Origin of the sequence: Pseudomonas sp. BIGb0558, assembly GCF_024807515.1 — a bacterium.
In the GTDB taxonomy this organism is placed as follows: domain Bacteria; phylum Pseudomonadota; class Gammaproteobacteria; order Pseudomonadales; family Pseudomonadaceae; genus Aquipseudomonas; species Aquipseudomonas yamanorum_A.
The window spans coordinates 91,754-118,153 of record NZ_JANUEW010000004.1 but is presented as its reverse complement, the minus strand read 5'-3'; the positions used below and the strand labels follow the sequence as shown (position 1 = coordinate 118,153).

General features: G+C 62.1%; 24 protein-coding genes. 9 read left to right on the top strand and 15 right to left on the bottom strand.

All coding sequences use genetic code 11. The annotated features are described in order from the left end of the window. Positions 1–191: 191 nt before the first annotated feature. The 4 genes from M2400_RS08315 to M2400_RS08295 form a co-directional block, all read right to left on the bottom strand. Complete coding sequence (locus M2400_RS08315; protein WP_259195725.1) at positions 192–1,028, bottom strand: transporter substrate-binding domain-containing protein; 837 nt, start codon at positions 1,026–1,028, stop codon at positions 192–194. A gap of 24 nt (positions 1,029–1,052) precedes the next feature. Further along, positions 1,053–3,047, bottom strand: coding sequence for an aminotransferase class I/II-fold pyridoxal phosphate-dependent enzyme (locus M2400_RS33390; RefSeq protein WP_310503520.1), 1,995 nt, complete (start codon positions 3,045–3,047; stop codon positions 1,053–1,055). A 103-nt stretch (positions 3,048–3,150) separates the two neighbouring features. Further along, positions 3,151–3,942, bottom strand: coding sequence for a CDP-diacylglycerol diphosphatase (locus M2400_RS08300; RefSeq protein WP_177115298.1), 792 nt, complete (start codon positions 3,940–3,942; stop codon positions 3,151–3,153). Positions 3,943–4,012: 70 nt separating this feature from the next. Further along, the gene (locus M2400_RS08295; protein WP_177045180.1) at positions 4,013–4,996 is read right to left on the bottom strand and encodes an aldo/keto reductase; all 984 of its coding nucleotides are present in this window, start codon (positions 4,994–4,996) and stop codon (positions 4,013–4,015) included. A gap of 112 nt (positions 4,997–5,108) precedes the next feature. Here M2400_RS08295 and M2400_RS08290 point away from each other — a divergent pair, with 112 nt between their 5' ends. Together M2400_RS08290 and M2400_RS08285 are read left to right on the top strand one after the other, a co-directional pair. Continuing rightward, entirely contained in the window at positions 5,109–6,035 is a 927-nt protein-coding gene (locus M2400_RS08290) for a LysR family transcriptional regulator (protein ID WP_177115297.1), read from the top strand. A gap of 57 nt (positions 6,036–6,092) precedes the next feature. Then, the gene (locus tag M2400_RS08285; RefSeq protein WP_177115296.1) at positions 6,093–7,439 is read left to right on the top strand and encodes a sodium:proton antiporter; all 1,347 of its coding nucleotides are present in this window, start codon (positions 6,093–6,095) and stop codon (positions 7,437–7,439) included. 3 nt (positions 7,440–7,442) lie between these two features. Here M2400_RS08285 and M2400_RS08280 read toward each other — a convergent pair whose 3' ends face one another. From M2400_RS08280 to M2400_RS08270, 3 genes are all read right to left on the bottom strand, one after another. After that, complete coding sequence (locus M2400_RS08280) at positions 7,443–7,583, bottom strand: hypothetical protein (RefSeq protein ID WP_177045186.1); 141 nt, start codon at positions 7,581–7,583, stop codon at positions 7,443–7,445. An 11-nt stretch (positions 7,584–7,594) separates the two neighbouring features. Next, positions 7,595–7,807 carry a hypothetical protein gene (locus tag M2400_RS08275; protein ID WP_177077663.1) on the bottom strand — a complete coding sequence of 71 codons (213 nt, stop codon included), beginning with the start codon at positions 7,805–7,807 and terminating at the stop codon, positions 7,595–7,597. Positions 7,808–7,879: 72 nt separating this feature from the next. Then, entirely contained in the window at positions 7,880–8,425 is a 546-nt protein-coding gene (locus M2400_RS08270; RefSeq protein ID WP_177077661.1) for a hypothetical protein, read from the bottom strand. A 413-nt stretch (positions 8,426–8,838) separates the two neighbouring features. Between M2400_RS08270 and M2400_RS08265 the strand changes: the two genes are divergently transcribed. Then, positions 8,839–10,248 (top strand): circularly permuted type 2 ATP-grasp protein, encoded by a 1,410-nt coding sequence (locus tag M2400_RS08265; RefSeq protein WP_177045192.1) that lies wholly within the window; start codon positions 8,839–8,841, stop codon positions 10,246–10,248. 2 nt (positions 10,249–10,250) lie between these two features. Next, entirely contained in the window at positions 10,251–11,201 is a 951-nt protein-coding gene (locus M2400_RS08260; protein ID WP_010169366.1) for an alpha-E domain-containing protein, read from the top strand. A 68-nt stretch (positions 11,202–11,269) separates the two neighbouring features. Here M2400_RS08260 and msrA read toward each other — a convergent pair whose 3' ends face one another. From msrA to msrB, 3 genes are all read right to left on the bottom strand, one after another. Then, positions 11,270–11,965: a peptide-methionine (S)-S-oxide reductase MsrA gene (gene msrA, locus M2400_RS08255; RefSeq protein WP_177134555.1), complete on the bottom strand. Its 696-nt coding sequence runs from the start codon at positions 11,963–11,965 to the stop codon at positions 11,270–11,272. 146 nt (positions 11,966–12,111) lie between these two features. Next, positions 12,112–13,872, bottom strand: a complete 1,761-nt coding sequence (locus tag M2400_RS08250) for a cytochrome c biogenesis protein DipZ (RefSeq protein ID WP_259195728.1) — start codon at positions 13,870–13,872, stop codon at positions 12,112–12,114. Positions 13,873–13,901: 29 nt separating this feature from the next. Beyond that, complete coding sequence (msrB, locus tag M2400_RS08245; protein ID WP_259195729.1) at positions 13,902–14,414, bottom strand: peptide-methionine (R)-S-oxide reductase MsrB; 513 nt, start codon at positions 14,412–14,414, stop codon at positions 13,902–13,904. 300 nt (positions 14,415–14,714) lie between these two features. On the opposite strand from msrB, the gene M2400_RS08240 reads away from it, so the two are divergent. Further along, positions 14,715–15,425, top strand: coding sequence for a response regulator transcription factor (locus M2400_RS08240; protein ID WP_003217086.1), 711 nt, complete (start codon positions 14,715–14,717; stop codon positions 15,423–15,425). Next, positions 15,422–16,888: a HAMP domain-containing sensor histidine kinase gene (locus M2400_RS08235; RefSeq protein WP_259195730.1), complete on the top strand. Its 1,467-nt coding sequence runs from the start codon at positions 15,422–15,424 to the stop codon at positions 16,886–16,888. The genes M2400_RS08240 and M2400_RS08235 overlap by 4 nt, the downstream gene beginning before the upstream one ends. Here M2400_RS08235 and M2400_RS08230 read toward each other — a convergent pair. Together M2400_RS08230 and M2400_RS08225 are read right to left on the bottom strand one after the other, a co-directional pair. Then, positions 16,851–17,792 carry an alpha/beta fold hydrolase gene (locus tag M2400_RS08230; RefSeq protein WP_177077651.1) on the bottom strand — a complete coding sequence of 314 codons (942 nt, stop codon included), beginning with the start codon at positions 17,790–17,792 and terminating at the stop codon, positions 16,851–16,853. The genes M2400_RS08235 and M2400_RS08230 overlap by 38 nt on opposite strands. Before the next feature lie 54 nt (positions 17,793–17,846). Beyond that, positions 17,847–18,557, bottom strand: coding sequence for a cupin domain-containing protein (locus M2400_RS08225; protein WP_259195731.1), 711 nt, complete (start codon positions 18,555–18,557; stop codon positions 17,847–17,849). A gap of 206 nt (positions 18,558–18,763) precedes the next feature. Between M2400_RS08225 and M2400_RS08220 the strand changes: the two genes are divergently transcribed. Continuing rightward, positions 18,764–19,972 (top strand): serine hydrolase, encoded by a 1,209-nt coding sequence (locus M2400_RS08220; RefSeq protein ID WP_259195732.1) that lies wholly within the window; start codon positions 18,764–18,766, stop codon positions 19,970–19,972. Here M2400_RS08220 and M2400_RS08215 read toward each other — a convergent pair. Then, positions 19,932–22,220 carry an ATP-dependent DNA helicase gene (locus M2400_RS08215; protein WP_259195733.1) on the bottom strand — a complete coding sequence of 763 codons (2,289 nt, stop codon included), beginning with the start codon at positions 22,218–22,220 and terminating at the stop codon, positions 19,932–19,934. The two genes, M2400_RS08220 and M2400_RS08215, sit on opposite strands and share 41 nt — an antisense overlap. Then, the gene (locus M2400_RS08210; RefSeq protein ID WP_259195734.1) at positions 22,217–23,866 is read right to left on the bottom strand and encodes a VRR-NUC domain-containing protein; all 1,650 of its coding nucleotides are present in this window, start codon (positions 23,864–23,866) and stop codon (positions 22,217–22,219) included. Before M2400_RS08210 ends, M2400_RS08215 begins: the two co-directional genes overlap by 4 nt. Before the next feature lie 188 nt (positions 23,867–24,054). Between M2400_RS08210 and M2400_RS08205 the strand changes: the two genes are divergently transcribed. Both M2400_RS08205 and M2400_RS08200 read left to right on the top strand, forming a co-directional pair. After that, the gene (locus tag M2400_RS08205; RefSeq protein ID WP_177045212.1) at positions 24,055–24,279 is read left to right on the top strand and encodes a YgdI/YgdR family lipoprotein; all 225 of its coding nucleotides are present in this window, start codon (positions 24,055–24,057) and stop codon (positions 24,277–24,279) included. A 120-nt stretch (positions 24,280–24,399) separates the two neighbouring features. Then, positions 24,400–24,681 carry a hypothetical protein gene (locus M2400_RS08200; protein ID WP_259195735.1) on the top strand — a complete coding sequence of 94 codons (282 nt, stop codon included), beginning with the start codon at positions 24,400–24,402 and terminating at the stop codon, positions 24,679–24,681. A gap of 178 nt (positions 24,682–24,859) precedes the next feature. Here the strand turns inward: M2400_RS08200 and M2400_RS08195 are convergent, their stop codons facing one another. Then, positions 24,860–26,290 carry a lipase gene (locus M2400_RS08195; protein ID WP_259195736.1) on the bottom strand — a complete coding sequence of 477 codons (1,431 nt, stop codon included), beginning with the start codon at positions 26,288–26,290 and terminating at the stop codon, positions 24,860–24,862. Positions 26,291–26,400: the final 110 nt, after the last annotated feature.

Below are 26,400 nucleotides of genomic sequence, written 5' to 3'. Positions count from 1 at the left end.
GGTGTTGCTGTGGTGAGGGAGCTGTTGTGGCGAGGGAGCTTGCTCCCGCTGGACTGCGTAGCAGGCCCATTTTTTGGGGGCGCTTCGCACCCCAGCGGGAGCAAGCTCCCTCGCCACAAGAGCTCCCTCATCACAAGAGCTCTCTCATTACAGCAAGCTCCCTCACCACAAAAGCGCCCCCCTCTACCGGGTTAGTTTGTGTAGGGGCTGTCACATACTTTGCTGAAGTAGGCTGGCGTGTCGGCGCGCTTGCACGGGCTCACCGACACACCAAACACACTCTGCGAGAGGTCAGCGTAGTCCTTGCTCACCAGCAACTCACCGATGGCCTTGTCCAAGCGGGCCTTGAGTTCAGTGTCTTCCTTGCGCAGGCCGGCGCCCACGCCACGGCCGATGATCGGGTCGTAAGGCACTTCGGCGATCTCGGCCAGCCCCTGGGCTTCAGGAGTTTTCACCATCATGGCGATGGCGACACCGTCGGCCATCATCAAGTCGGTGCGCCCGGCAATCAGGTCGGCGTTGGCCGATTCCTGGGTGTCGTAGTACTTCAGGTCAGCAATTTTCTCGTAGTACTTCTTCAAGTAGTTGGCACTGACCGTGGAGATCTGCACGCCGATGATCTTGCCCTTCAGCCCTGCCGGCGAAACCTCGACAGTCGTGCCCTTGGGCCCGGCAATGCCCAGCAGCGAATCGTAGTAGGCGCGGCTGAAGGCGATCTGTTTTTCACGCTCTTCGGTGACCGACATCGAGGAGAAGATCACGTCGATTTTCTTCGCCAGCAACGATGGAATAATCCCGTCCCACGCCACTTCCTTGATCTGGCACTCGGCTTTCATCAAGCTGCAGAGCTTGTGGATCAGGTCCACCTCAAAGCCCGTCCACTCGCCGTTGCCGCCCTTCACCGTGAACGGTGGGTAAGGTTCCGCCGCCACCGCGAACACAATGGGTTTCTCCGCCGCCAACGCAGTACCTGCCGCCAGCATCAACACTGCACTGCTCAACCACTTTGCCAAACGTTTGGATTTCATGATCTTGCCCCGTCTTTTTTGGAGTTAGCGAGTTTGATGCGCGTTGACGAACTGCCGGCAACGTTCACTGCGTGGGTCGATAAACACTGAGTCCGGCGAGCCGGTTTCCTCGATCAGGCCTTGGTGCAAAAACGCGACTTTGGATGACACATCCCGGGCGAACGCCATTTCATGGGTGACCAGGATCATGGTGCGGCCTTCCTCGGCCAGGGAACGAATCACCCGCAGAACTTCGCCCACCAGTTCCGGGTCCAGGGCCGAGGTGGGTTCGTCGAACAACATGACTTTGGGGCGCATGGCCAGCGCGCGGGCGATGGCCACCCGCTGCTGCTGGCCGCCGGAGAGGAACGCCGGGTATTCGTTGCGCTTGGCGGCCAGGCCGACCCGGTCGAGCAAGGCCTCGGCGCGTTCGATGGCTTCGGCACGGCTTTCCCGCAGCACCTGGATCGGCGCTTCGATCAGGTTTTCCAGCACGGTGCGATGGGGCCACAGGTTGAAGTTCTGGAACACCATGCCCAGCGTCGAGCGGATCCGTACCAGCTGTTTGGCGTCGGCCACCAGCGGTGCGCCGGGGCGGCCGTAGTTGAGTTTGATGCTTTCACCGTCCACATGAATGCTGCCCTGGTCCGGCACTTCGAGCATGTTGATGCACCGCAGCAAGGTGCTTTTGCCCGAGCCGCTGGCGCCGATCAGCGAGATCACCTCGCCTTCGTGGGCCGTCAGGGAAATGCCCTTGAGCACTTCGATATTGCCGAAGCGTTTGTGCAGGTCGAGTACCTCGATCATCTTTTTCGCGGCCACCGGCTGCACGCTGATGATTTTCGCCGCAGGTTCTATTCTTGGCTCGCCGGCGAGCTTGGCGACGAAGCGGCTGATGCGCTCGCAGGCCTCGGCCAGTCGCGCTTCACCCAGGGTGAATGACAACCGCACGAAGCCCTGTGCCGGCTCACCGAAAGCGGCAGCATCCAGTACGGAAACCCCCGCTTCGCGGAACAGCCGCCAGGCGAAGTCCAGGGAACTGAGGCCGGTGTCCCGCACATCCACCAGCACGAACATGCCGGCTTGCGGGGCGCGGACATGAATGCCCGGGCAACCGGCGAGGCCGGTCACCACCAGGTCGCGGCGACGACGGTAGGTCTCACGCATGCCATGGGTGACTTCATCGTGGGCCAGCACGGCGGCGGTCGCGGCTTGCATCACAAACCCCGGCAAGCCGTACAGCATGCTCAACACCAGGGTTTCGGCGTGGGCCACCATGGCAGGTTCTGCGACGATCCAGCCGATGCGCCAGCCGGTCATGGCGTGGGATTTGGACAGGCTGCCAATCACGATGCAACGCTCGGCCATGCCCGGCAGCGCGGCCAGGCTATGGTACTCACCGTCGAACACCAGGCTTTCGTAGACCTCGTCCACCACGACCCACAGCTCATGCTCGATCGCCAGGTCGGCAATCGCTTGCAGCTCCTGGGGGGTGAGCACCACGCCTGTGGGGTTGTTGGGGTTGGAGAAGAAAATCGCCCGGGTGCGCGGTGTGATGGCGGCGGCCAGCAGCGCCGGGTCAAGACGAAAACCCGAGTCGGCGGAACACGGCACCCGCACCAGCGTTGCGCCGCTGGCCTTGAGGGTGGCTTCGTAGGTGACATACATCGGGTCGAGGACGATCACTTCATCACCGGCCTGCAACAGGCACAGCGAGGTGACGAACAAGGCGTTTTGCGCACCGGCCACGGTGATGACGTTTTCAGCGCTCAGCGGCCGGGCCAGGGATTTGCTGTAACGGGCGGCGATCGCATCCCGCAGCGCCGGGCGGCCGGGAATTTCGGTGTAGTGGGTGTCGCCCTGGCGCAGGGCTTCGACGGCGGCGTCGGTGATAAACGAAGGTGTGGCGAAATCCGGGTCGCCGACACTCAGGATAATGATGTCTTCACCTTTGCTGCTGGCCTGGAACGCGGCGTGGTGGATGTCCCAGGCGGCTACGCCCTGCCCTGCAATTCGCTCAACAAAGGGTGAAAACCGCATGCCAGTGCCTCTCGTTCAATCAGAAAAAGCGCAAGCCCGCTCGTTGCCAAGCGGGGGGTTGCAGCCAACATAATTGAAACTGAACACTCGTTCAACGGCAAAATCAGCGGATGTCGTTAACAGCTAAAACAGGTCGTTGTGGTGGTTTGCCCATCAGGTTGCACTGGTGGTCTTGCAGCTCCTCGGCAGACGCCAGGTTCCACTCCTTGAGGGTCAGCCGGGTGGTCAGCAGCACGAAGTTGCCATCTGCCTCGGGTGCCAGCAACAGGCTGTAGCTGGCCATGGTGTCGCCCTGGGCCTGTACGTACTCATTCAGGATGGCGAGCGGGTCACGCAGGTCGAAGTCTGCCGCCGACAGGGTACGGGCACTGTAGGTGTGCCCCTGCAGTTTCACCGGCAGGGTTTGCCAGTGCTCGTCGAGGGTCGCGGCGCGTTCGTTGAGGGTGTTGAACACATCGGGGCGCAGGCAGGCGATATGGATATGCAGCTGGTTTTGCGAGCGGCCATAACGGGAGTTGATCGCCAGCGACACATAGCGGTCGGCAATCGGCGCAGGCAGGCCGCTGGACAGTACCGCGTGGTTCTTCCAGGCCTGGGCGAAGTAATGCGGCAGCAAATCCCGGGTCAGGGCAATGTCTTCGATGCCGGTGACCTTGTCGGTGGGGATCAGCAAGTCCTGATACGGGCCGTTGAGGTCCTTGAGCAGCACGAAGCCCTTGTCCGGGTCCACCTTGAGGCATGGGCTGGGGTTTTGGTGCTGGTTCTGGTCGGGCACGCATTGGCGGCTGACGATCTGCCACAGCACATCGGGGTTGCCCCGCCATTTCAAGGCGCCCGCCAACGCCGCCACACACAACAAGCCACCGATAAGCGTAAATACGGTACCGCGCTTCATGCCAAAAACCTCAACGCCAAAGGGATGTCTATTGTTGTTTTGCAACTGCCGGACATCCCTGTCGCAAAGGTTAACGTGTGGCTGGGGCCATAAATTCCGGCCCTACCGGATCTTTTATCGTGTTGGCCAGAATACGGTCGATATGTTGCAGGTCATCGGCGGTCAGTTGCCAGCCGAAGGCGTCCTCGATGCCTTTGAGTTGCTCGGGGCGGCGGGCGCCCCACAGCGCCACCGTCGGGCCCTGGTCCAGTACCCAGCGCAACGCCAGGGCCAGCACGGACTTGCCGTGGCATTCGCGGGCATACACATCCAGCGCCGCGACGGCTGCCAGGTATTGCTCAAAGCGTGGCGCCTTGAATTTCGGGTCGAGCTTGCGCACATCATCCCCGGTAAAGCGCGTGGCGGCGTGCATGCTACCGGTCAACAGGCCCCGGCACAGGGAACCGTAGGCCAGTACCACCAAGGAATTTTGCTTGGCGTACGGCAGGATGTCGCTGTCGATCGCCCGTTCGAACAGGTTGTAGGGCGGCTGCACCGTGTCCAGGTGGGTGTACTGGCGGAAGTCGTCCATTTGCGCAGGGGCGTAATTGCTCACGCCCACGGCGAGAATCTTGCCTTCGCGGCGCAATTTTTCCAGCTCGCCGGCGGTCTCTTCCTGGGCCACCAGCGGGTCGGGCCAGTGGATCTGGTAGAGGTCGATGTAGTCGGTTTCGAGGCGCAGCAGCGAGTCTTCGATTTCCTTGCGGATGCGCTGGGCCGTGGCGTTGCGGCGCACGGTGCCGTCGTCCCATTGCAGGCCGGCCTTGGTGGCGATCACCGCGGTATGACGCACGCCGCGCAGGGCCCGGCCAATCAGTTCTTCAGACAAACCGAGGCCGTACACCGGCGCACTGTCGATAAAGTTGATGCCGCTGGCCAGCGCATGGCGGATGGTCTTGATCGACACCTCACTGTCGGCACCGCCCCACATCGAGCCGCCCATGGACCAGGTGCCCAGGGCAATCCGCGAGACCGCCTTGTCGATCCCCGGGATCTTGATGGTTTCGATACTCATTAAAAAAGCCTCCGCCAGAAACATTCAGTAAAAAAACGATTACTCTAGATCATCCGAGGTTGAATCGGGCTCAACGCCGCGTGAAACCCAAAACCTACAAAAGGTGCTTGATATGGCAGCGTTCAACCGCTCCGAGTTGGCCGACCTGAATGTGTTCATGGCGATCATCCGTCGCCGTAGTTTCCGGCACGCCGCCCACGAACTGGGCGTCACCACCTCGGCCCTGAGCCACACCATGCGCAACCTGGAAACCCGCCTGGGCGTCAAGCTGCTCTACCGCACCAGCCGTGCCGTGGAACCTACCGATGCCGGCGTGGTGCTGGCGGAAAAACTCAGTGCCGGCTTCGCGACGATCCAGGATGGCCTCGACACCCTTGAGCTGTACCGCGAGGCGCCGATTGGCCGGCTGCGTCTGAACGTACCCCGGGACGCGGCCGTGTTGCTGATCTCGCCGGTGCTGGGGGAATTCACCCGCACCTACCCGCAACTGCGCCTGGACGTGATGATCGAAGACCGCATGCTCGACATCGTCGCCGAAGGCTACGACGCGGGCATCCGTTATGGCGCCACGGTACCCCAGGACATGGTGGCCGTGCCGCTCACCGGCGAGTTGCGCTGGATCATGGTCGCCTCCCCTGCCTACCTGGCAAGCGCCGGAACGCCCAAGGTGCCCAAAGACCTGCTCGCGCATTCCTGTGTGCGCATGTACCTGGGCGACAAGACCACCTACAAGTGGGAGCTGGGCAACGGCGCCCGCCAACAGCGCCTGGACGTGCCCGGCCACTTCAGCGCGGCCGACACCCAGACCATCGTCGACGCTGCGCTGCAAGGCGTGGGCATCGCCTACTGCCTGGAAAATCGCGTGCTATCGGAACTGGCAGACGGCCGCCTGGTGGAAGTGCTGCCCGACTGGGCCTGCCTGGGTGCGCCGCTGTGCATGTACTACCCCAGTCGCCGGCAGTCGCAGCCGGGGTTGCGCCAGCTGATCGACATGATCCGCCTGAAAACCATCGGTTCGCAGTTGCTGGAATCACATTGAACCTGCACCGGGCCGCACTCCTCAAACCTGCATAGACCACGGCCTGGTGCACACCCGATGACGTTTATTCTGTGGATGGCCGTACTGGGTGCCGTCTTGCTCACCCTCGCCCTCACCTCCTCCTACCTGCGCTGGATGCCGGTCACCACGTCGGCTGTCTGCCTGCTGCTGGGTATCGGCATCGGCCCGCTGGGCATGGACCTGCTGCACCTGGACATAAAGGGTTCCGCCCGCTGGATGGAGCATCTGACGGAAGTCGCGGTGCTGTTCTCGCTGTTTGTCAGCGGGCTGAAATTGCGCCTGCCACTCAAGCATCGAACCTGGCGCATTGCGTTTGGCATGGCCGGCCCGGTGATGCTATTGACCATCCTCGGGACATGCCTGGTGCTGCATTGGCTGCTGGGTTTGTCGTGGGGCGTTTCGCTGTTGGTGGGGGCGATTCTCGCGCCCACCGACCCGGTACTGGCGGGCCTGGTGCAGGTCAACAACGCCCAGGACTATGACGCGCTGCGTTTCGGCCTGTCCGGTGAGGCGGGCTTGAACGATGGCACCGCCTTCCCGTTTGTGATCTTTGCGCTGATCTTCATGCAGCACGGCGGGTTCGACGGTGACTGGCTGGGCGGCTGGGTCCTGAAGAACCTGCTCTGGGCAGTACCTGCCGGGTTGCTTGTAGGGTACTGGATGGGCCGTGGCATCGGCCAGGTCACCCTCAAGATGCGTATCACCAATGCCGACAGCACCCTGTCACCCAATGATTACCTGACCCTGGCCTTGATCGCCCTCGCCTATGTAGTGGCCGAAGCCATCGGCGGCTATGGCTTTCTTTCGGTGTTTGCCGCCGGCCTCGGGCTGCGGCAGGCCGAGTTCAAGTCCACGGGCAACGCTCAAACCCCTGCCGAGCATTTGGCGCAACCGGTGGTCGGTCACATGGAGGTTGAGCCGGAGCACGCATTGCATGGGGATGTCGGGCAGTTACAGGACACGCAGATCGCCGCCGGGGTGATGATGGGCGACATGCTCGCCTTCGGCAGCCTGGTGGAACGTTCGATGGAAGTGTTCCTGGTCACCCTGCTGGGCGTGGTGCTGGCCAGCCATTGGGATTGGCGAGCGCTGGCGGTAGGCGCGGTGCTGTTTTGCGTGATTCGCCCGCTCAGTGTGCTGTCGATACCCTGGGGCACCCTGCTGGATCGCAATCAACGCGGGCTGGTGGGCTGGTTCGGGATTCGCGGGATCGGCAGCATCTACTACCTGTTCTACGCCATCAACCATGGGCTGGTGGGCACCAGCAGCACCGTGGCGGTGAACCTGACGCTGTCGGTCATTGCCCTGAGCATCATCGTTCATGGCCTCAGCACACAGCCGATGCTGGTGTGGTATGAACGACGTGCCCAGGCACAACGATGAGGGCTATTCCTGGTTTTCGGTGTTGCCGACGTCGGCGGCATCATCCAGGTCGTTAAGCGGTACTTCGGCATCATCCATCAATGAGCCCGGGTCTTCATTGCCCGGGTCATTGAGTTCATCGTCATCTTCCAGGTCTACAGACATGACCGTCTCCTCTAACCGCCTTGGGTATCGATATCGGCATCGGTTTCAGGCTTGGGCTCGCGCTCGGGCTTGAAGTCTGGACTGTAGTCGTTTTCTTTGGCCTTGGGGTCGCTGGCGGGTTTGGGGTCTTTCGGCGCATCGGCGGCGGTGCCGGGGGCCGGCTCGCCGCGGTCGATGGCCGGGTCGTTACGGTTGCTGACTTGGGGATCGTTGTCTGTGCTCATGGCTCACCTCTGTTGAAAAACGCAGACTGCGTAAAGGTAAGGTCGTGCGCCGTGGGATGAAGTTCCCGTGAGTTACGAACCCGGGTTGTCCACCTGGATATAGAACGCATAGGCCCCCAGGATTACCCAGAACACCATGAACAGCCACGGCGCACGCATCGAGAACAGCAGTGACTTGCGATAGCCCTTGTGGGACGACTCCGTTTCACTGAACAGCGGCGATTCATCATAGGCCAGGCCCATGACCGGCTCGCTGCGCAGCAGTTCGCTCTGCTTGTAGTGCCAGTGATCGATGATGTCGTAGGCCGCCCGAATGCCCGGCCAGGCGTTCAGGGAACTGAGGATGCCGAGCATCGCCAGGAATACCGGCACCACCAGGGTGAACAGCTTGCCCCATTCCGGGTTGAGGTTGCCCATGCCGGAAACGAAGGCGATCACCAGGAACGACTGCGCCGTGAGGTAGGCGTCGGTGCGGTTGGCCAGGATGCTGGTTTCGTACTGGATCTCGCGTCGGTAGAAATCGAGACGGTCCTTGGGCGAACCGAAAATCTTCGCGTTGTGTTCGCTGTGGTCGGTCTGGTTCGACTCCGGAGTGTCGGGTGAAATGATTCTGGGCACATCCGTGCTCCGTGCTGGCATTTGAAGCAGTTTAGAAGAACCGGGCTGGTGCAAAGTTCAAGTAATCAGTGCACCGTTTTGAGGCGATAGAGCTACATCTGTGGCGAGAGAGCTTGCTCCCGCTGGACCGGGACAGCGCTCCAGTGCACAGCGCTCTCATTCCTTTTTGGGGCCGCTGCGCAGCCCAGCGGGAGCAAGCTCCCTCGCCACAAGGTGGATGGCACAGGCATTGCTTTATTGATTCATCTGCCCGGATACAGGAGCAATCGTTACCCCCCGACCCAGAGCCCACCCCAAAAGAAAGTAAGGACCAGGCCTGCTGGCACCATCAGCCACGGGCTCATAAAAAAATGCGTTTTCTAAAGCGGCAGTGCCAAAGCGCAGTTAGTCCCGGCACTGACAAGGTAATTGGAATGGCTCGATCTTTCTTTGATGAAATGAATGACGCACAAGGCGTTTGCCGTGCGCACTATCAGGAATTCTCCCGCTGGCTGGCCAATACGCCGCCAGAACTGCTGGCCCAGCGCCGCCGTGAAGCCGACCTGCTGTTTCACCGCGCCGGGATCACTTTCACCCTGTATGGCGACGAGCAAGACACCGAGCGCCTGATCCCCTTCGACATCATCCCCCGCAGCATTCCCGCCAGTGAGTGGAGCGTCATCGAGCGCGGCTGTATCCAGCGGGTGAACGCACTGAACATGTTCCTTGCCGACATCTACCACGACCAGCGCATCATCAAGGCCGGGATCATCCCCGCCGACCAGGTGCTGGGCAACGAGGGTTACCAGAAGGCGATGGTCGGGCTGGACCTGCACCGCGATATCTACTCGCACATCTCCGGGGTCGACCTTGTACGCGACGGCGACGGCACCTACTACGTGCTCGAAGACAACCTGCGCACCCCCAGCGGCGTGAGCTACATGCTCGAAGACCGCAAGATGATGATGCGGTTGTTCCCCGAGGTCTTCGCCAAGCAGCGCATCGCCCCGGTGGACCACTACCCCAACCTGCTGCTCAAGACCCTGAAAAGCTCCAGCCGCCTGGACAACCCGAATGTGGTGGTGCTGACGCCGGGGCGCTTCAACAGCGCGTTCTTCGAGCATGCATTCCTGGCCCGGGAAATGGGCGTGGAGCTGGTGGAAGGCGCCGACCTGTTCGTGCACGACCTCAAGGTGTTCATGCGCACCACCGACGGCCCCAAGGCCGTGGATGTGATCTACCGCCGAATCGACGACGCGTTCCTCGACCCGCAAGCCTTCAACCCCGACTCGATGCTCGGCGTGCCCGGCCTGGTCGCGGCCTACTGCGCAGGCAATGTGGTGCTGGCGAATGCCATCGGTACCGGCGTGGCGGACGACAAGTCGATCTACCCGTATGTGCCGGAAATGATCCGGTTCTACCTGGATGAAGAGCCGGTGCTGCAAAACGTGCCGACCTTCCAGTGTCGCAAGCCGGATGAGCTGTCCCACGTCCTCGCGCACCTGCCGGAACTGGTGGTCAAGGAAACCCAGGGCTCCGGCGGCTATGGCATGCTGGTAGGCCCCGCCTCCACCGCTGCCGAGATCGAAGACTTCCGTCAACGTATCAAGGCCCGCCCCCACGCCTACATCGCCCAACCGACCTTGAGCCTGTCCACCTGCCCGACCTTTGTCGAAAACGGCATCGCGCCACGGCATATCGACCTGCGGCCGTTCGTGCTGTCGGGCAAGGAAACCCGCCTGGTACCCGGCGGCCTCACCCGCGTGGCACTGCGTGAAGGCTCATTGATCGTCAACTCGTCGCAAGGCGGCGGAACCAAGGACACCTGGGTGGTGGAGGGCTGAGTATGCTGAGTAGAACCGCCGCAGATCTGTATTGGATGTCCCGTTACCTGGAGCGTGCCGAGAACCTGGCGCGCATGCTGGAAGTCAGTTATTCGCTGTCATTGATGCCCCAGGCCGGGCGCAGTGACGGGCTGGATGAGTTGGCCATGTCGTTGCTCAGCAGCGGCACCCTGGACAGTTACCTCGAACGTCATCAGCAACTGGATGCCGAGCGCATGTTGCACTTCTTCGCCCTGGATGAGGAAAACCCCGCGAGTATCTACAACTGCCTGCGGGCCGCCCGGGGCAACGCCCACGCGGTGCGCGGCCGGATCACCGCCGATATGTGGGAAAACCTCAACGCCACCTGGCTGGAGATGCGCAGCATTGCGGCCGGTGGGCTGGCGCGCCATGGCATCAGCCACTTTTGTGACTGGGTGAAGCAGCGTTCGCACCTGTTTCGCGGGGCGACGTCCGGGACGATCATGCGCAATGACGCGTATCGGTTTATTCGCCTGGGCACGTTTGTCGAGCGGGCGGATAACACCTTGAGGCTGCTGGACGCGCGGTATGAGATGTTTGGGGAAGAGTCCGAAGAGGTCAGTGATCTTTCGGCGCGTGGGTATTACCAGTGGAGCGCGTTGTTGCGGGCCCTGTCGTCGTTTGAGGCGTACACGGAGCTGTATCCGAATGCGCTGAATGCACGGTCGGTGTCGGAGCTGTTGCTGTTGCGCAGTGACGTGCCGCGGTCGTTGCATGCGTGCATCGAGGAGTTGAGCCATATCCTGGCGGACTTGCCCGGGAGTTATGGGCGTACGGCGCAGCGTTTGGCCGCCGAATTTGAGGCGCGGCTGAGGTATACCGGGATTGATGAGATTCTGGAGGATGGGCTGCATAGCCGGTTGACGGAGTTTATCGACACCGTGCGGGAGTTGGCGCGGGCGATTCATAGTTCGTATCTGGAGGTGGTCTGAACACCGGTGCAGAACCCATGTGGGAGCTGGCAAGCCAGCTCCCACCTTTGAAGTGTGCTGGGGTTGGGTTATTGGTTTTTCACCAGTACGGGCTCGGCGCGGTATTGGTCGGGGAACAGTTTTTTCAGCTGTGCCACCTTGGGCAGGTCGTTGATCACGATGTACGGGTAGGACGGGTTTTCCGTCAGGAAGTCCTGGTGGTACGACTCGGCCGGGTAGAAGGCTTTGCCCATCTCGATCCTGGTCACGATCGGTTTGTCGAAGGATTTGGCCGCGTCGAGCTGGGCGATGTAGGCCTGGGCGACTTTTTGCTGTTCGGCATTCTGGGCAAAGATCGCCGAGCGGTACTGGGTGCCGCTGTCCGGGCCCTGGCGGTTGAGTTCCGTGGGGTTGTGGGCCACTGAGAAGTAGATCTGCAGCAGCTTGCCGTAGCTGACCTTGCTCGGGTCGTAGGTCACGGAGACGGACTCGGCATGGCCGGTGTCGCCGCCGCTGACGCTTTCGTATTGGGCGGTGCCGGCCGCGCCGCCGTCATAGCCGGAGACGGCGTTTTTCACGCCCTGTACGTGTTGGAACACGCCCTGCACGCCCCAGAAGCAGCCGCCGGCAAACACGGCGGTTTGCAGGTTGCTGCCGTCTGCCGGCAGGTCCATGGCCGGGGGCGCGATGGCTACGGCGTCGTCGGATGGGCCGAAGGAGAAGGCCGAGCTGTGGCCAACGAAGGCAGCAAACGCGAGGGCCGGTAAGTATTTAAGCAGTTTCATCTCATTCACTCCGAAACATCAGAATAAACACGGTCAACTGTGGGAGCTGGCTTGCCTGCGATGGCGGCGGTGAATTCAACATCGCTATCGCAGGCAAGCCAGCTCCTACAGTTGATTGGGTTTCAGTTCAAATTTTTGATCGTCTGTCAGCCGAAGGTGAAGGCGTAGGCCGCCACTTGCGGGTCAAGAAATTCGATGGTGAATGTCCGGTCCTTGACGGCGCCCGGCTGGCGCACCAACTGGTACAAGCGTTGTTCGGTCACGGTGCCGCTGCCATCCGGGGCGACGTCGGTGCCGTGGGCATCCCCCGGCGCCTGGCCGTCGACGGTGACTTTGAAGCGCACCGGCTTGCCGTCGGCGCCAGGGCCCAGCACCAGGTGCAGGTCTCGGGCGTGGAAGCGGTAGACGATCTTGCCGTTGGCCGCCGCGAGGGTGGCTTGCTGGCCGCCCACGTTCCATTGGCCTTCCAGGGTCCAGTCATTCAGGGCCAGGTTGCCGGCCGCCGGGTAATTCACGACCTTGTCGGTACCCAGGGTGCCGGTGGACACGAAGTTCTCGGCGCGCTGGAAGCCCAGGTAGGTTTCCGGCGATTGCACTTCGTTCATGTCCGGTGCGGCCTGGATGCCTTTGGCGTCTGCTTCGATCAAGCCTCCCGCCACCTTGGTCGCGCCGGCTTCACGCAGCAGCTGCTGGATAACCCGTTCGGACTCGGCGTAGTCACCCTCGCCAAAATGGTGGTAGCGGATCTGGCCCTTGGCGTCGGCAAAGTAATGCGCCGGCCAGTACTGGTTGTTGAAGGCGCGCCAGATCTTGTAGTTGTTGTCGATGGCCACCGGGTAGGTAATGCCCAGGTCCTTCATGGCCTTGGTGACGTTGTTCACGTCACGCTCGAAGGCGAATTCCGGGGCGTGCACACCGATCACTACGAGGCCTTGATCACGGTACTTCTCGGCCCAGGCCTTGACGTACGGCAAGGTGCGCAGGCAGTTGATGCAGGAGTAGGTCCAGAAATCCACCAGCACTACCTTGCCTTTCAATGCCTCGGCGGTCAGGGGCTCGGAGTTCAGCCATTGCACGGCGCCGTCCAGCGGCGGCAACTGGCCTTCCACCGGCAGTGCATCGCTATGGTTGGCAGACATCATCATCGCGCCACCGGCCATCATCGCCCCGCTCTTCTGTTCGGGCTTGGCGCTGAGTTTCTCCACCAGGCTTTGTTCCAGGCCACCGGTGGACGCCGTCGACAGGCGCGCCAGGATCCCGGTGTCCAGGCCCAGGGCGATCGCCGCCACACCGGCCAGCATCAACGCACCCAAGCCGCGACGCAGCCATTCACCGGCGCCCAGGGAGCGCTTCATGAAACCGAAGACTTTACCGCCGACCAGCAACGCCAGGGCCAGGGAGGTGGCAGCGCCTGCCGCGTAGGCCAGCAAGAGCAAGGTAGTGCCGATACTGGCGCCCTGCAGCGCGGCGCCCGTCAGCACCAGCCCCAGGATCGGCCCGGCGCACGGCGCCCACAGCAGCCCGGTGGCCACGCCGATCAGGAATGATGCGCCTGGACGCGGCCGCGAATCGGCCCCGGCGGCTTCCGACAGGCGACTGCCTGCGGCCACCAGTGGCCGGGTCAGGCGCTCGGACAGGCTGGGCAGCAGCAGCGTCAGCCCGAATAGCGCAACAAACAGCAACGCGAGCCAGCGACCGTACTGATTGACTTGCACCACCCAACCGCCGCCCACCGCCGCGAGCGAGGCGACCAGGGCGAAGGTCATCGCCATCCCCAGCAACAGCGGCAAGCCACTGCGCAAAAACGGCTGGCCGGTGCGAGCGAAGACAAAAGGCAGAACCGGCAGGATGCACGGGCTGACAATCGTCAGCACGCCGCCCAGATATGCGAGAACCAAAAGCCACATGGGGTAGACCCTTATAGGAAGACATTGAATTAAGCCGCGGTGAACGTCATGGCTGCGCCGTTCATGCAGTAGCGCAGGCCGGTGGGGGCTGGGCCGTCGTCGAACACGTGGCCCTGATGGCCGCCACAGCGGCGGCAGTGGATTTCCTTGCGTACCACGCCGAAGGAGGTGTCGACGTGGCTGGCCACGGCGTTTTCCAGGGGTTGCCAGAAACTTGGCCAACCGGTGTGGCTTTCGAATTTGGTGGCTGAGGAATACAGGGGCAGTGCGCAACCGGCGCAGGCGAAGGTGCCGTTGCGGTGTTCGTCATTGAGGGCGCTGCTGTAGGGGCGTTCGGTGCCCTCCTCCCGCAGGATCGCGTATTGCTCGGCGGTCAGCAGGGTGCGCCATTCGGCGTCGGTGTGGCTGACTTCGAAGTTTTCGGCGGCTTCGGCTTCGGCGATCAGGGCGGGACCGCCGTTGATTTTTTGCAGCAGGCCGCCGGCGATGACTGCAAGGCCGAGGCCGCCGCCGGCGAGCAGGATCTGTCGACGTGAATACATGAGTTTCTCCTAAGCTCCAACTCTATATGGCCGGCAAATGACCCTGTGGCTGGAACTGTGGCGAGGGAGCTTGCTCCCGCTGGGGCGCGTAGCGGCCCCAAAAAACCGGGAGCGCTACGCACTCCAGCGGGAGCAAGCTCCCTCGCCACAATGATTGGGTTGTGTATTTTTGCCGTTGCGATGGGTGAAGGTTAGGCCTGCTGTGGTCGCGGAATCCTCACGCAGAGTTAAACAATTCGTGATAACTACACTGTTGCAAAAGCCGCACAATGCGCGAATCAAGAAGACAGGTTTTTATCAATGGATCAGCCCAAACGTGTCCTGGTGGTCGAGGACGATGCCCATATTGCCGATTTGATCTGCCTGCACTTGCGGGACGAGCAGTTCGAGGTGGTCCACAGTGCCGATGGCGATGAGGGCCTGCGCCTGCTGGAACAAGGCGGCTGGGATGCGCTGATCCTCGACCTGATGTTGCCCGGCGTCGACGGTCTGGAAATCTGCCGGCGCGCCCGGGCCATGACGCGCTACACGCCGATCATTATCACCAGTGCCCGTTCCAGTGAGCTGCATCGCATCCTGGGCCTGGAGCTGGGGGCCGATGATTACCTGGCCAAGCCGTTTTCCATGCCGGAGCTGGTGGCGCGGGTCAAGGCGCTGTTGCGCCGGGTCGACGCCATGGCGCGCAACCTGAAGATGGACGCCGGCAGCCTCGACCTCGGCCAGTTGTTCATCAACCCGCTGACCCGCGACGCCACCCTGCAAGGCCAGCGGCTGGACCTCACGCCCCGGGAGTTCGACCTGCTGTATTTTTTCGCCCGTCAGCCGGGCAAGGTGTTTTCGCGCATGGACCTGCTCAACGCCGTGTGGGGCTACAGCCACGAAGGCTATGAACACACGGTCAACACCCACATCAACCGCCTGCGGGCCAAGGTCGAGGCCGACCCGGCCAACCCGGCGCGCATCCTCACGGTGTGGGGCCGTGGCTACAAATTTGCCGAGCAGTCGGCATGAGGCTGACCCTTACCCAACGCCTGTCCCTGGTGTTCGCCCTGCTGCTGCTTATTTGCAGCGGCACCTCGGCGTGGCTGCAAGTGCGCTCCAACCACATGCATGAACTGGAAGTGGTGCAAGGCCTGTCCCGCGACCTGGCCGCACACATCGCCCGTGATACCCAACTGATGGACGCCGATGGGCTCAAGCCGGACGCGGTGCGCAACCTGTTCAGCCAGTTGATGCTGGTGAACCCGAGTGTCGAGGTGTACCTGCTGGACATCAACGGTCGCGTGGTCGGCAATGCCGCCCCCAGCGGCCACCTGCGCCGGGACCAGGTCAACCTGGAACCGGTGCGCCGTTTCCTCAGCGGCGCGATGCTGCCGATCCTCGGCGACGACCCGCGCAGCGTCGACGGCCTCAAGGTGTTCAGCGCCGCGCCGCTGCGGGTCAACGGCCAGCAAGCCGGCTACTTGTATGTGGTGCTGCTGGGCGAAGCCCATGATGTGTTCGACGCACGGGACGCCACCGGCATGGCCTTGAACATCGCCCTGTGGTCCATCGCCCTGGTGGCATTGCTGTGCCTGTTGGCGGGCTTGACCGCATTTGCCTGGATCACCCGGCCGCTGCGGCAGTTGACCGAAAAGGTCGGCCAGTTCGATATCAATGGCGCACCGAAAGTCCTGCAAGCTGTGGCCCCGGAGGTTACCAGCCAGGATGAAATCGCCGTACTCGACCACGCCTTCGTGCAAATGGAAAATCGCCTGGGCGAACAATGGCGCGCCATCACCCATCAGGAACAGGAACGCCGGGAGATGGTCGCGAACATTTCCCATGACCTGCGCACCCCGCTGGCCTCGTTGCATGGCTACCTGGAAACCCTGTCCCTGAAAGACGCCAGCCTGACCCCACAGGAACGCCGGCGCTACCTGGGCATCGCCCTGGACCAAAGCCGCAAGGTGGGCGGCCTGGCCCAGTCGCTGCTGGAACTGGTACGCCTGGAGCACGGTTTTGTGCAGCCGGTGATCGAAGGGTTCTCGTTGCCCGACCTGGTGCAGGACATCTTCCAGAAATTCGAACTCACGGCCGAAGCCCGCAGCATCACCCTCACCGCCAGCCTGCCGCCGGTGGTACCGACCGTATTGGCGGACCTGGGCCTGATCGAACGGGTGCTCACCAACCTGCTGGATAACGCCCTGCGCCACACGCCGCTCAATGGCAACGTTGAAGTGACACTGGCGCCCAGGGCCGGTCTTGTTGAAGTGACCGTCAGCGACAGCGGCCCGGGGATCGCGGCGGATTTGCGCGAAGGCCTGTTCCTGCGCGCGTTCACCATTGGCGGCGCCCGTCGTGATGGCGGGCTGGGCTTGCGCATCGTGCACCGGATTTTGCAATTGCACGGCCAGGAAATCCGCCTGATTGATGTAGCTGGGCGCGGCGCGACCTTCACGTTCGCCCTAGAAACCCGGCCAGCAGTTCGTTGACCTTGGCCCCCTGCTCGTTCTGAATCCAGTGGCCGCAGTTGGCCAGGACGGCTTGTTGCAGATTCGGCACGGATTCGGGCATGCGCTTGAGGGTGTGGGCTTCGAACACGCCCACCGGGTCGCGGTCGCCGATCAGGAACAGCGTCGGTTGCAGCACCTGCCTGCCGGCCAGGAACTCGGTGCGTTGCCAGTTGCGCTCGAAGTTGCGGTACCAGTTCAGCGGGCCGCGGAAGCCGTCGCCGGCGAAGGTCTGTACATACACGTCGAGGTCCTGCTGGCGACACCACGCCGGGAGCTTGCCCGGCAGTGAAACACCTTCCAGCAAGGTGGCGCTGGCGGGTTTCTTCTGCAGGAACACATCCTGGTCCTGCATGAACAAGCGCAAGGTCCGCTCAATATCGGCATCCAGTTCCTTTTCGGCCACACCCGGCGTCTGGAAGTACAGGATGTAATTGAAGCGATCGGCATACAGCTCACGCATGATTTCGATCACCGGCCTGCGGGAGCGCCCGGCAAAAGGCACCGACATCGTCACCAGCCGGGTGACGCGCTCAGGCTCCAGCAACGCCAGGTGCCAGGCCACCACGGCGCCCCAGTCATGCCCGACCATGACGACCTGGCGATGCCCGAACAGGTCCATGGCGCCCTGGATATCGGCGCACAGCGTCAGCAGATCATAGTCGGCCACTTCCGGCGGCGCGCTGGATTGTCCATAGCCGCGCATTTCCGGGACAAACACCCGATAACCCTGGGCCACCAGCGCCGGAATCTGCTCGCGCCAGGAGTGCCAGCACTCGGGAAACCCATGCAGCAACCACACCGGCGGGCCGCCCTCGGGCCCTGCGATGTGCACGTTCAGTTCAATGCCGTTGACCTTGACCTTCTGCTGCTGGATATCGCTCATCACGGGGTTCCTTGTGTGGGGTACGCTCGCGGTATTCCCGGGGAGAACAGGCCATCACGCGCTTGAAAGCATTGCTGAAGGCGCTGTCTGACTCGCCACATCGGCCATTTCACTCAATGTCCATCGGCGGGCCGGCGCGGCGTGAATTTCCCGCAACACCGGGGCCAGCCTCGGATCGTTAAGCGCCGCCAACCAGCCGGTAGTACTGGCGCCCATGGAAGATTGATAGAGCCGCAGGATTTGCACCAGCATCATTTGCGCCAAATGCTCGGTCATCAATGCCGCGCCTTGCAACGGGCTGGCGTATTCCCGGGCCAGGCGGTCCAGGCACCAGCGCAATACGGCGGCCTGTTCGGAGTTGGCGCTCACCCGCAGCACTGGCGGCAGGCTGTCCAGCAACAGTCGGGCGTCATCCCCGTAGATAAAACGCCCGGCAATCAGAAACAGATCCACCGTGTCACCCACCGTAGCGATGCCACCCACCGCATCGGCATAAACCTCGCGTGCATCAACACCTTCATGGGACAGATTGCTGGACAGCCGCCACGGGCGCGCCTGGGTCAACAGGAAACAATCACCCTCATACAAGCGCATCGGCACCGCGAGCCCTTCCACCTCCAGCCAGCAACTGCCCTCCACCACCGCGTTGAACTTGATACCGTCCGGCGCCGCGAAATTGATGGCCCAGGTGCCGCCAGCCTTCAGGCCGGCGAAGGTCGAGCGATGGCTTTTTAACAGTGCCAGCACATCGGAAAGGGTATCCATAAAAGCTCCGGACGATCGCGACAGAAACACGGACTCTAGGGCATTCCGCGTCCGGGCTCCAGCGGGGAACCTAGGCTTCCCATAAGGAGATTTTTCATGACTGAAAAACAAACCCCAATCGACAGCGGCTGCAACATCACGTTGTAGTCCAGGGCTCTAGTGTTCATATTTGGCAGCCCTGCACTGCCAAAGAGTGAGCCTGACCCATGCAGCCGCCTGCCCGACACCTTGTGCCCCTTGCCGCCGCCCTTTGCGCCACCCTCGCCTGCGCCGACAGCCCGGACCCGCTGCTCGCCAAGCGCGTGGATGCGGTGGTCGACAGTGCCATTGCCGACAAACGCCTGGTGGGCGCAGTGGTGCTGGTGCTGCGGGACGGGCAGCTGGTTTACCACCGTGCTGCCGGCTTGGCGGACCGCGAAGCCGGGCGCCCGATGACCGAAGACACGATCTTTCGCCTGGCATCGGTCACCAAGCCATTGGTTTCGGCCGCCGCGATGCACCTGGTGGACCAAGGCCGTTTGCGTCTGGACGATCCGGTCAGCCGCTGGCTGCCCGACTTCAAGCCCAAGCTGGCCGATGGCACCACCCCGGTGATTACCGTCAGCCAGTTGCTCAACCATACTGCCGGCCTCAGCTACGGATTCCTGGAAAGCCCGCACGGCCCGTACCGCACCGCCGGGGTTTCCGATGGTTTGGGCGAGCCGGAGATCGGCTTTGCCGAAAACCTGAAACGCATCGCCAGCGTGCCCCTGAGTTACCCGCCGGGCAAAGGCTGGCGGTACTCGATGGCCACCGATGTGCTGGGTGCGGTGCTGGAAAAGGCGTCTGGCCAGAGCTTGCCGGTATTGGTCCGCGAATCGGTGACCGAACCGCTTGGGTTGCGCGATACCGGGTTTGCCGTGAAGGATCTCAAACGCCTGTCCGCCGCCTATCAGGATGGTTCACCACAACCAATACGGATGGTCGACAAGGCCACCATCACCTCGGGCGAAAGCACCGCACTGTTTGATGTGCGGCGGATTCTCGATCCTAAGGCCTACCCTTCCGGCGGTGCCGGCATGGCCGGGACGGCAGGTGATATTGCGCGGTTCCTGGAAACCATTCGCCGGGGCGGCGCACCGATCCTGTCGGCGCACAGTGTGCAGTTGATGGTCACCGATTCGGTGGGCGCCAACCCTCCAACCCAAGACCCAGGCTGGGGGTTCGGTTATGGCTGGGCGGTGCTGGATGACCCTGCGCTGACGGGCACACCGCAATCGCGGGGCACCTTTGAATGGGGCGGCGCCTACGGTCACAGCTGGTTTGTCGACCCGCTGCAAAAGCTCACGGTGGTTGCACTGACCAATACGGCTTACGAAGGCATGTCCGGCCTGTTCACCCACCAGTTGCGGGATGCGGTGTATCCGCCGCAGTGATCGACCACCAGCGCGGCAACAACTGCCGTACCCGGGCTTCACCAAAACGGTCATCGATCAGCATCACCACGCCGCGGTCCTGCTGGCTGCGAATCACCCGGCCCGCGGCCTGCACCACCTTCTGGATACCCGGGTACAGATAGGTGTAGTCGTAACCGGCACCGAAAATCGCGCCCATCCGCAGCTTGAGCTGCTCATTCACCGGGTTCAGTTGGGCCAGGCCCAGGGTGGCGATGAATGCGCCGATCAGCCGGGTGCCCGGCAGGTCGATGCCTTCGCCGAAAGCCCCGCCCAGTACCGCAAAACCGATGCCCTGGCTGTGCTGGGTGAACTGGTCGAGAAACCCCTGGCGCTCGGCCTCGGCCATGCCCCGTGACTGGTGCCACAACGGGATGCGCGGGTGCCGCTCGGCGAGCAGTTGCGCCACTTGCTGCAAATAATCGAAGCTGCTGAAGAACGCCAGGTAGTTGCCCGGCGCCTGGGCAAACTGGGTGGCGATCAGCTCGACGATGGGTTCCAGGGACGCCTGGCGGTGGACGAACCGGGTGGAGATCCGGTCGACGATATGCACCTGCAGCTGTTCGGCCTTGAACGGTGATTCCACGTCGACCCAGGCGGTGTCGGGCGGCATTCCCAGCAGGTCTGCGTAGTAATGGCGCGGGCTCAGGGTCGCGGAAAACAGCACGCTGCTGCGGGCCGCCGTCAAGCGGGGGCGGATGAAGTCGGCGGGCACCACGTTGCGCAGGCACAGGGTCGATGAGCTGCGTTTGCCACTGAGTTCGCGCTTGCTGATGTCGAAGACGAAGTGTTCGTTGAACAGCTCGGCGACCTTGGCAAATTGCAACGCCTCGAAGTAGAAGGCTTGCAAGTCGCCATTCAGGGCTTCGGGATGGTCGTTGAAATATTCGCCCATGGCGCTGGTGCACAGGCTCAGGGCTTGCAGCAGTTTGTCGGGCTTGCGGGCGTAAGCCTGATACGGCGCGACTTGCTCCTTGTGCAGGGCGTTCCATTCACGGTTCAGGCGCTGCAAGGATTTCTTCAGCGGTTGCGGAGCGCTGTCGCGCAAGGTCTTGAGGCTGTACTGATCGAGGGCGGCGCTGTACATCGAGCGGCCGCGCTCCACCAGGTTATGGGCCTCGTCCACCAGCACCGCGACCCGCCACTGGTTGAGCTGGGCCAGGCCGAACAACATGGCGCCGAAGTCGAAGTAGTAGTTGTAGTCGGCGACCACCACGTCGGTCCAGCGCGCCATTTCCTGGCTCAGGTAGTAAGGGCACACGTCATGGGCCAGGGCGACTTCCCGCAAATTGCGCTGGTCCAGCAGGCGTACCCTGGACGCGGCTTCGCGGGCGGCGGGCAGGCGGTCGTAAAAGCCCTTGGCCAACGGGCACGAATCGCCGTGACAGGCTTTGTCCAGGTGTTCGCAGGCCTTGTCCCGCGCGACCAGTTCCAGCACCCGCAGCGGCAATCCCGGGCTGCTGTCGTACAGCACCTGCGCCGCATCCAGCGCCAGTTTTCGGCCCGGGGTCTTGGCGGTCAGGAAGAACACCTTGTCCAGTTGCTGGGGCGCCAGGGCCTTGAGCATCGGGAAGATCGTGCCCACGGTCTTGCCGATACCGGTGGGCGCCTGGGCCATCAGGCAACGGCCGGTGCTGACGGCCTTGTAGACGGTTTCCGCCAGGGAGCGCTGGCCCGGGCGAAACGCCGTATGCGGAAAACCCAGGGCAACCGCTGCGGCGTTGCGGGCTTCACGCTGATGCATTTCCTGTTCGGCCCAGCCGAGGAACAGGGCGCATTGCTGGTTGAAGAAATGCTCCAGGTCGGCGGCCTGGAAGGATTGGCTCAACAGGGTTTCGTGCTCACCGACAATGTCGAAGTACACCAGCGCCAGCACAATCTGCGACAACCCCAGCTTCTGGCACATCAGCCAGCCGTAGACTTTCACCTGTGCCCAGTGCAATTGCCGGTGGTTGGCCGGCTGCTTGGCCAGGTCGCCGCGATAGGTTTTCACCTCTTCCAGCTGGTTGCGGTCCGGGTCGTAGCCATCCGCCCTGCCCCGGACTTTCAACTGAAGGTATTCGCCCTCAAGGGCCACTTCGTTCTGGTAGTGGGCACTGCGCCGCGAAGCCACGGTGCGATGGCCGACGATCCCTTCCTGGGCGCTGGGGGATGGCGTAAAACGCAGGTCGAGGTCGCCGACCTTGGCGGTGAATTCACATAACGCACGCACCGCAACGCTGTAGCTCAAGCCACCTGCTCCGCCCAGCGCACATAACACACTGTCACGGGCATCTGGTGTTCGCCGCAGAATTCCAGCCAGCGCAGTTGGTTGTCTTGCAGGCGGTCACCGGGGCCTTTGACTTCGATCATGCGGTAGGTTTTTTCTTCGGGCCAGAACTGGATCAGGTCAGGCATGCCGGCGCGATTGGCGCGGATATCCAGCAGCAGTCGCTCGAACCAGTGGCGCAGGTGCATGGCGGGCAGGCAATCCAGGGCCTGGTCGAGCAGCTCTTCGCTGAGGACGTTCCAGAACACGAAGGGCGACTGAATGCCCCATTTGTCCACGTAGCGCTGGCGGATCGTGGCCTTGTAGCGCTCGTCGCCGAGTTGGTCCAGGCATTCGGCAAACAGCTCGGCCCGCCGCTGATGAAAGTCCTCACTGTGCAGGTCCACCGGCCCGCGCTGGAATGGGTGGAAAAACGACCCCGGCAACGGCGCGAAAATCGCCGGCCAGCACAGCAGGCCAAATAACGAATTGATCAAACTGTTCTCGACGTAATGCACCGGCGCACCGTGGTCGCTCAGGTGCGCCTGCACACAATACTCCACCGATATCAGCGGCTCGGGAGCAGGCAGTTCAAGGTCCAGGCGCACGATCTCGCGGGGTTTTACCCTGGGCACCGCCGGTTCACCCAGTTTGCGCCCCAGCCTGGGTATGACCCGCAACAGATGCTGCTGCTCGGCGGCGCTTTCCGGTGACAACTGCGCCTCACGGGCCAGGCGCATCGCCTGGGCAAAGTCCTCCTGGCGCTCCAGCACCCGGATCAGCCGCGCCCGGGCGCCGGGATAGGTGCAGCCCCGGTAGATCGCCTCGGCCAGGGCCAGCTCGGCGCTGCGCTCACAGTATTGGCCCACTTGAAACAACAGCTTGGCCCGACGCTTTTCCAGCCAGGGGTTGTCGGTGTGCAAGGTGGCGATATTTTCCAGCACCACCTCCAGCGGCTCGCCCGCCTCAAAGGCTTGCTGGCACTGGTGCAGGAACAGGAAGCCATGCACATCGTCACGGCTGCGCAGACCGCGGGACTCGGCGCAGAACTCGACTTTCTCGTAAGTGAAAATTCCCAGGTCCGCCAGCACAAACTCCGACCAGTCCTGATAGAGATTGCCGAAGAACATCAGCCGCAAGCGGTCGCACAGGTCCATCACGGTCAGGCTGTAGAGCTGGTCGGCCAGGTCCGGACACCACGCCTGAAAGCAGCGCGCTTCGCAGAACTGCGCTGATAGCTCCTCGAGCCAGTCAGCCTTTTTCGCCTTGGGCTGCTCGATCCAGGGTTTGAATGCCGCGAGGATTTCGGCTTTCTGCAACAGGCCGAACAGTTCGTCAAACGACAACAGGCACTGATCCGTCACCCAACCCTGTTCCAGCAAAGGCACGACCGCCTCCTGTGCTGCACCGATCTCGGCATAGTTGAGTTTGCCAGCGCGAAAATGCATGCCCTTGCGCATCACCATACGTACCAGCAAGGTCTGGGACGCCTGGGGCAAGCTGTCAAATTGCTGAATGAAATGCGCTTCTTCCGGGGCCAGTAAATCGGCATAACGCTGCCCCAGCCAGTCGAGCACCTGGCGGAAGTTGTGCAGGTAATACAGCGGGTTTTCAAGGGGATTGGGCATTTCAGGCACTGAATCAAACACTGGTTATGCATACAGAGTGCCGTCCCTGAGCGGCTGTTGCAATCGGTAATAGATCAAAGGCACACGCAACTTTTTGCGTAATAATGATCAGATGGCTGTCAGCCACATTAAATGTGTCTCCCCCGACTGCTCAGGCACGGGGTTTTCGAAGGGTCAGGGTAAGGGTTATGAGCATGAAGAATTTAGGTCTGGCACTGGGTATGTTGACGATGCTGGTATTGGCCGGTTGCTCCACGCAAACCGTGGTGACGTTGCAGAACGGTACCCAATATTTGACCAAGGACGTACCGAACGCGAAGACCGCGGATGGTTTCTACGAGTTCACCGACATCGCCGGCAAGCATGTACGGGTCAAGGCCGCCGACGTTGCGACCGTGATCAAAGAGAAATAAAGCAGTAATCCGCCCTCGGGCAGCGCGAAAAATAAACAGATTTTCACCGAAGGATTTTCCCCGTCGCCGCGTTTAACCGATCAACCACCTTCAACTTCGAGGGTGGTACGACGGAGAACCATGGCCATGACATTCATGTCCCGAGCGGTGCGCGCTCTGCTATTCATTCCCTTGATGTGGGCTGCGCTGGCGAGTACGCCGGTGTTTGCCGACACCATAATCATCCGCCAGGCGCCCTCGCGCGTGGTGATCGTGCAGCCCCCTCCTCCCGGCTACTACGGCCACAGGGGTTATGGCTACGGCCCGCGAGGCTACTGGCCACACGGTCATTACTACGGCTACGGCTACGGCTACGGCCAACCCCATCGCCCGTACTGGAACCACGGCCACTACTGGCGATAACCCCTCCCCATACGCTAACTAACCCCGTGCGAATTAACCCGGTGCTGATTAACCCTGTGGCGAGGGAGCTTGCTCCCGTTGGACTGCGTAGCAGGCCCGTTTTTTGGGGCCGCTTCGCGCCCCAGCGGGAGCAAGCTCCCTCGCCACAAAAGCAGTACCAAATAAAGCAGCGCCAAATTCAGCTTATGGAAACGCCATCGCCCCAAACCCCGGCCAGCCCAACCCCCACCAGCGTCACCGAATCCGCGCCAAAACTCAGCACCGTATCGCCACCCACCACCTTGGCGTGATCACGCCAGTCGGCACTGCCCTCCACGTCCCGGAACACCAGCTTGTCAGTGGACTGATACCCGATCACCCGATCCTGCCCAAACTGCCCGCTGAACAGAAAAGTGTTATGCCCACTGTTATCGCGGATCGTGTCATTGCCCTTGCCGCCCTCGATAAAGTCCACGCCCTTGCCCCCCTGGATCAGGTCATCACCGTCACTGCCAATGATGAACGTGTTGCCCTTGTGAGGCTCGGCGTTGCGGTTGAGGTCCTGCACCCAGGTATTGGCCCGGGCCGGGTCTGACAGGTTGGCCACGATAATCGTCGAATCGCGGCTGGTCAGGTCGTAGAACGCCGAGTCCAGCACCCGGGTCAGGCCATCCCCATAGGCCGTGGGCAAATGGGAAATCCAGGTCGGCACATTGACGATGGAAAACGGCAGCACATTCCACAGCGTCGACGCATAGTGATCGTTGAAGCTGACGATATTGTCGGTGGTCGACTCATGGGGCTTGTCGTGCACCCCCAGTGACGAAAAGTTGAACGACGAACCGTCCAGCGCCCGAAATACCGGGTCATTTTCATAGCCGATGTTCAGCACTTTGTCGCCGCTGCTCTGGGTCGGCGAGGCGTAGGCCACGTAGTTGGAATCCTTGTAGAACCCCGACCATTTATTGCCGCTCAAGTCGGCCATGCTGTTGACCGCCAGGCCACCCAGGCTGTGGCCGCTGACCACCACATCCTTGCCCGTGAGCCCTTGGCTGGCGGCATACGCCGCGACATCCTTGAGCAAGGTGCCAAACGCCTCGCCCGCGTAGTTCTTCGCGTAATCCTTCGGCCCCAGCGCCGCCAGCAAATCACTGACCAAATCGCCAATCGAGTCACTGATCAGGGTTTCCCGAGGCCCGGAAGTCCCGCGAAAACCGATGCCGATTTCCAGCAACTTGCCGTCGCCATCGTACTTGCCCAGCACTTCGACCTGAGCCGTGGTGTAGCCGGCCTTTTCACCGAAAAACGTGCCCCGGGCATCGACCTTGCCGCCGTAGCCCAGGGTGCTGGCACTGATGGGCGTCCAGCCGGCCTTGTTGACGGCGTCGAGGGCGGCCTTTTCCGAATCGGGGTTCCAGGGAATCCCCGGAATCACCCCCTGGGAATCGGTACTGCCCAGCAACGCGCCCACCAGCGTCGCCGGCAGGCCCAGGCCAAACCCGTTGTGCTGGTAGCCCACGGCAAAGCCGTTATCCAGGTTGTGATAGGAGTACAACGTGATCGCCATGGCATCGGCGAACAACGCTTTGGAGCCCTCGGCCCCGAGGTTTTTATAGTCAAAGACACCCATGGTATTGCCTCTCTTTTGTTGGATTTGTCGAGAAAGCCAAATCTGCACAAATTGACGATTGGAACAGAGTCCATGTGGGAGCGGGCTTGCCCGCGATGAGGGCGTATCAG

What these genes read in the sequence shown, in the direction of transcription:
- M2400_RS08315 (WP_259195725.1), bottom strand. Translation starts at nt 1,028, where the DNA reads ATGAAATCCAAACGTTTGGCAAAGTGGTTGAGCAGTGCAGTGTTGATG.
- M2400_RS33390 (WP_310503520.1), bottom strand. Translation starts at nt 3,047, where the DNA reads ATGCGGTTTTCACCCTTTGTTGAGCGAATTGCAGGGCAGGGCGTAGCC.
- M2400_RS08300 (WP_177115298.1), bottom strand. Translation starts at nt 3,942, where the DNA reads ATGAAGCGCGGTACCGTATTTACGCTTATCGGTGGCTTGTTGTGTGTG.
- M2400_RS08295 (WP_177045180.1), bottom strand. Translation starts at nt 4,996, where the DNA reads ATGAGTATCGAAACCATCAAGATCCCGGGGATCGACAAGGCGGTCTCG.
- M2400_RS08290 (WP_177115297.1), top strand. Translation starts at nt 5,109, where the DNA reads ATGGCAGCGTTCAACCGCTCCGAGTTGGCCGACCTGAATGTGTTCATG.
- M2400_RS08285 (WP_177115296.1), top strand. Translation starts at nt 6,093, where the DNA reads ATGACGTTTATTCTGTGGATGGCCGTACTGGGTGCCGTCTTGCTCACC.
- M2400_RS08280 (WP_177045186.1), bottom strand. Translation starts at nt 7,583, where the DNA reads ATGTCTGTAGACCTGGAAGATGACGATGAACTCAATGACCCGGGCAAT.
- M2400_RS08275 (WP_177077663.1), bottom strand. Translation starts at nt 7,807, where the DNA reads ATGAGCACAGACAACGATCCCCAAGTCAGCAACCGTAACGACCCGGCC.
- M2400_RS08265 (WP_177045192.1), top strand. Translation starts at nt 8,839, where the DNA reads ATGGCTCGATCTTTCTTTGATGAAATGAATGACGCACAAGGCGTTTGC.
- M2400_RS08260 (WP_010169366.1), top strand. Translation starts at nt 10,251, where the DNA reads ATGCTGAGTAGAACCGCCGCAGATCTGTATTGGATGTCCCGTTACCTG.
- msrA (WP_177134555.1), bottom strand. Translation starts at nt 11,965, where the DNA reads ATGAAACTGCTTAAATACTTACCGGCCCTCGCGTTTGCTGCCTTCGTT.
- M2400_RS08250 (WP_259195728.1), bottom strand. Translation starts at nt 13,872, where the DNA reads ATGTGGCTTTTGGTTCTCGCATATCTGGGCGGCGTGCTGACGATTGTC.
- msrB (WP_259195729.1), bottom strand. Translation starts at nt 14,414, where the DNA reads ATGTATTCACGTCGACAGATCCTGCTCGCCGGCGGCGGCCTCGGCCTT.
- M2400_RS08240 (WP_003217086.1), top strand. Translation starts at nt 14,715, where the DNA reads ATGGATCAGCCCAAACGTGTCCTGGTGGTCGAGGACGATGCCCATATT.
- M2400_RS08235 (WP_259195730.1), top strand. Translation starts at nt 15,422, where the DNA reads ATGAGGCTGACCCTTACCCAACGCCTGTCCCTGGTGTTCGCCCTGCTG.
- M2400_RS08230 (WP_177077651.1), bottom strand. Translation starts at nt 17,792, where the DNA reads ATGAGCGATATCCAGCAGCAGAAGGTCAAGGTCAACGGCATTGAACTG.
- M2400_RS08225 (WP_259195731.1), bottom strand. Translation starts at nt 18,557, where the DNA reads ATGGATACCCTTTCCGATGTGCTGGCACTGTTAAAAAGCCATCGCTCG.
- M2400_RS08220 (WP_259195732.1), top strand. Translation starts at nt 18,764, where the DNA reads ATGCAGCCGCCTGCCCGACACCTTGTGCCCCTTGCCGCCGCCCTTTGC.
- M2400_RS08210 (WP_259195734.1), bottom strand. Translation starts at nt 23,866, where the DNA reads ATGCCCAATCCCCTTGAAAACCCGCTGTATTACCTGCACAACTTCCGC.
- M2400_RS08205 (WP_177045212.1), top strand. Translation starts at nt 24,055, where the DNA reads ATGAGCATGAAGAATTTAGGTCTGGCACTGGGTATGTTGACGATGCTG.
- M2400_RS08200 (WP_259195735.1), top strand. Translation starts at nt 24,400, where the DNA reads ATGGCCATGACATTCATGTCCCGAGCGGTGCGCGCTCTGCTATTCATT.
- M2400_RS08195 (WP_259195736.1), bottom strand. Translation starts at nt 26,290, where the DNA reads ATGGGTGTCTTTGACTATAAAAACCTCGGGGCCGAGGGCTCCAAAGCG.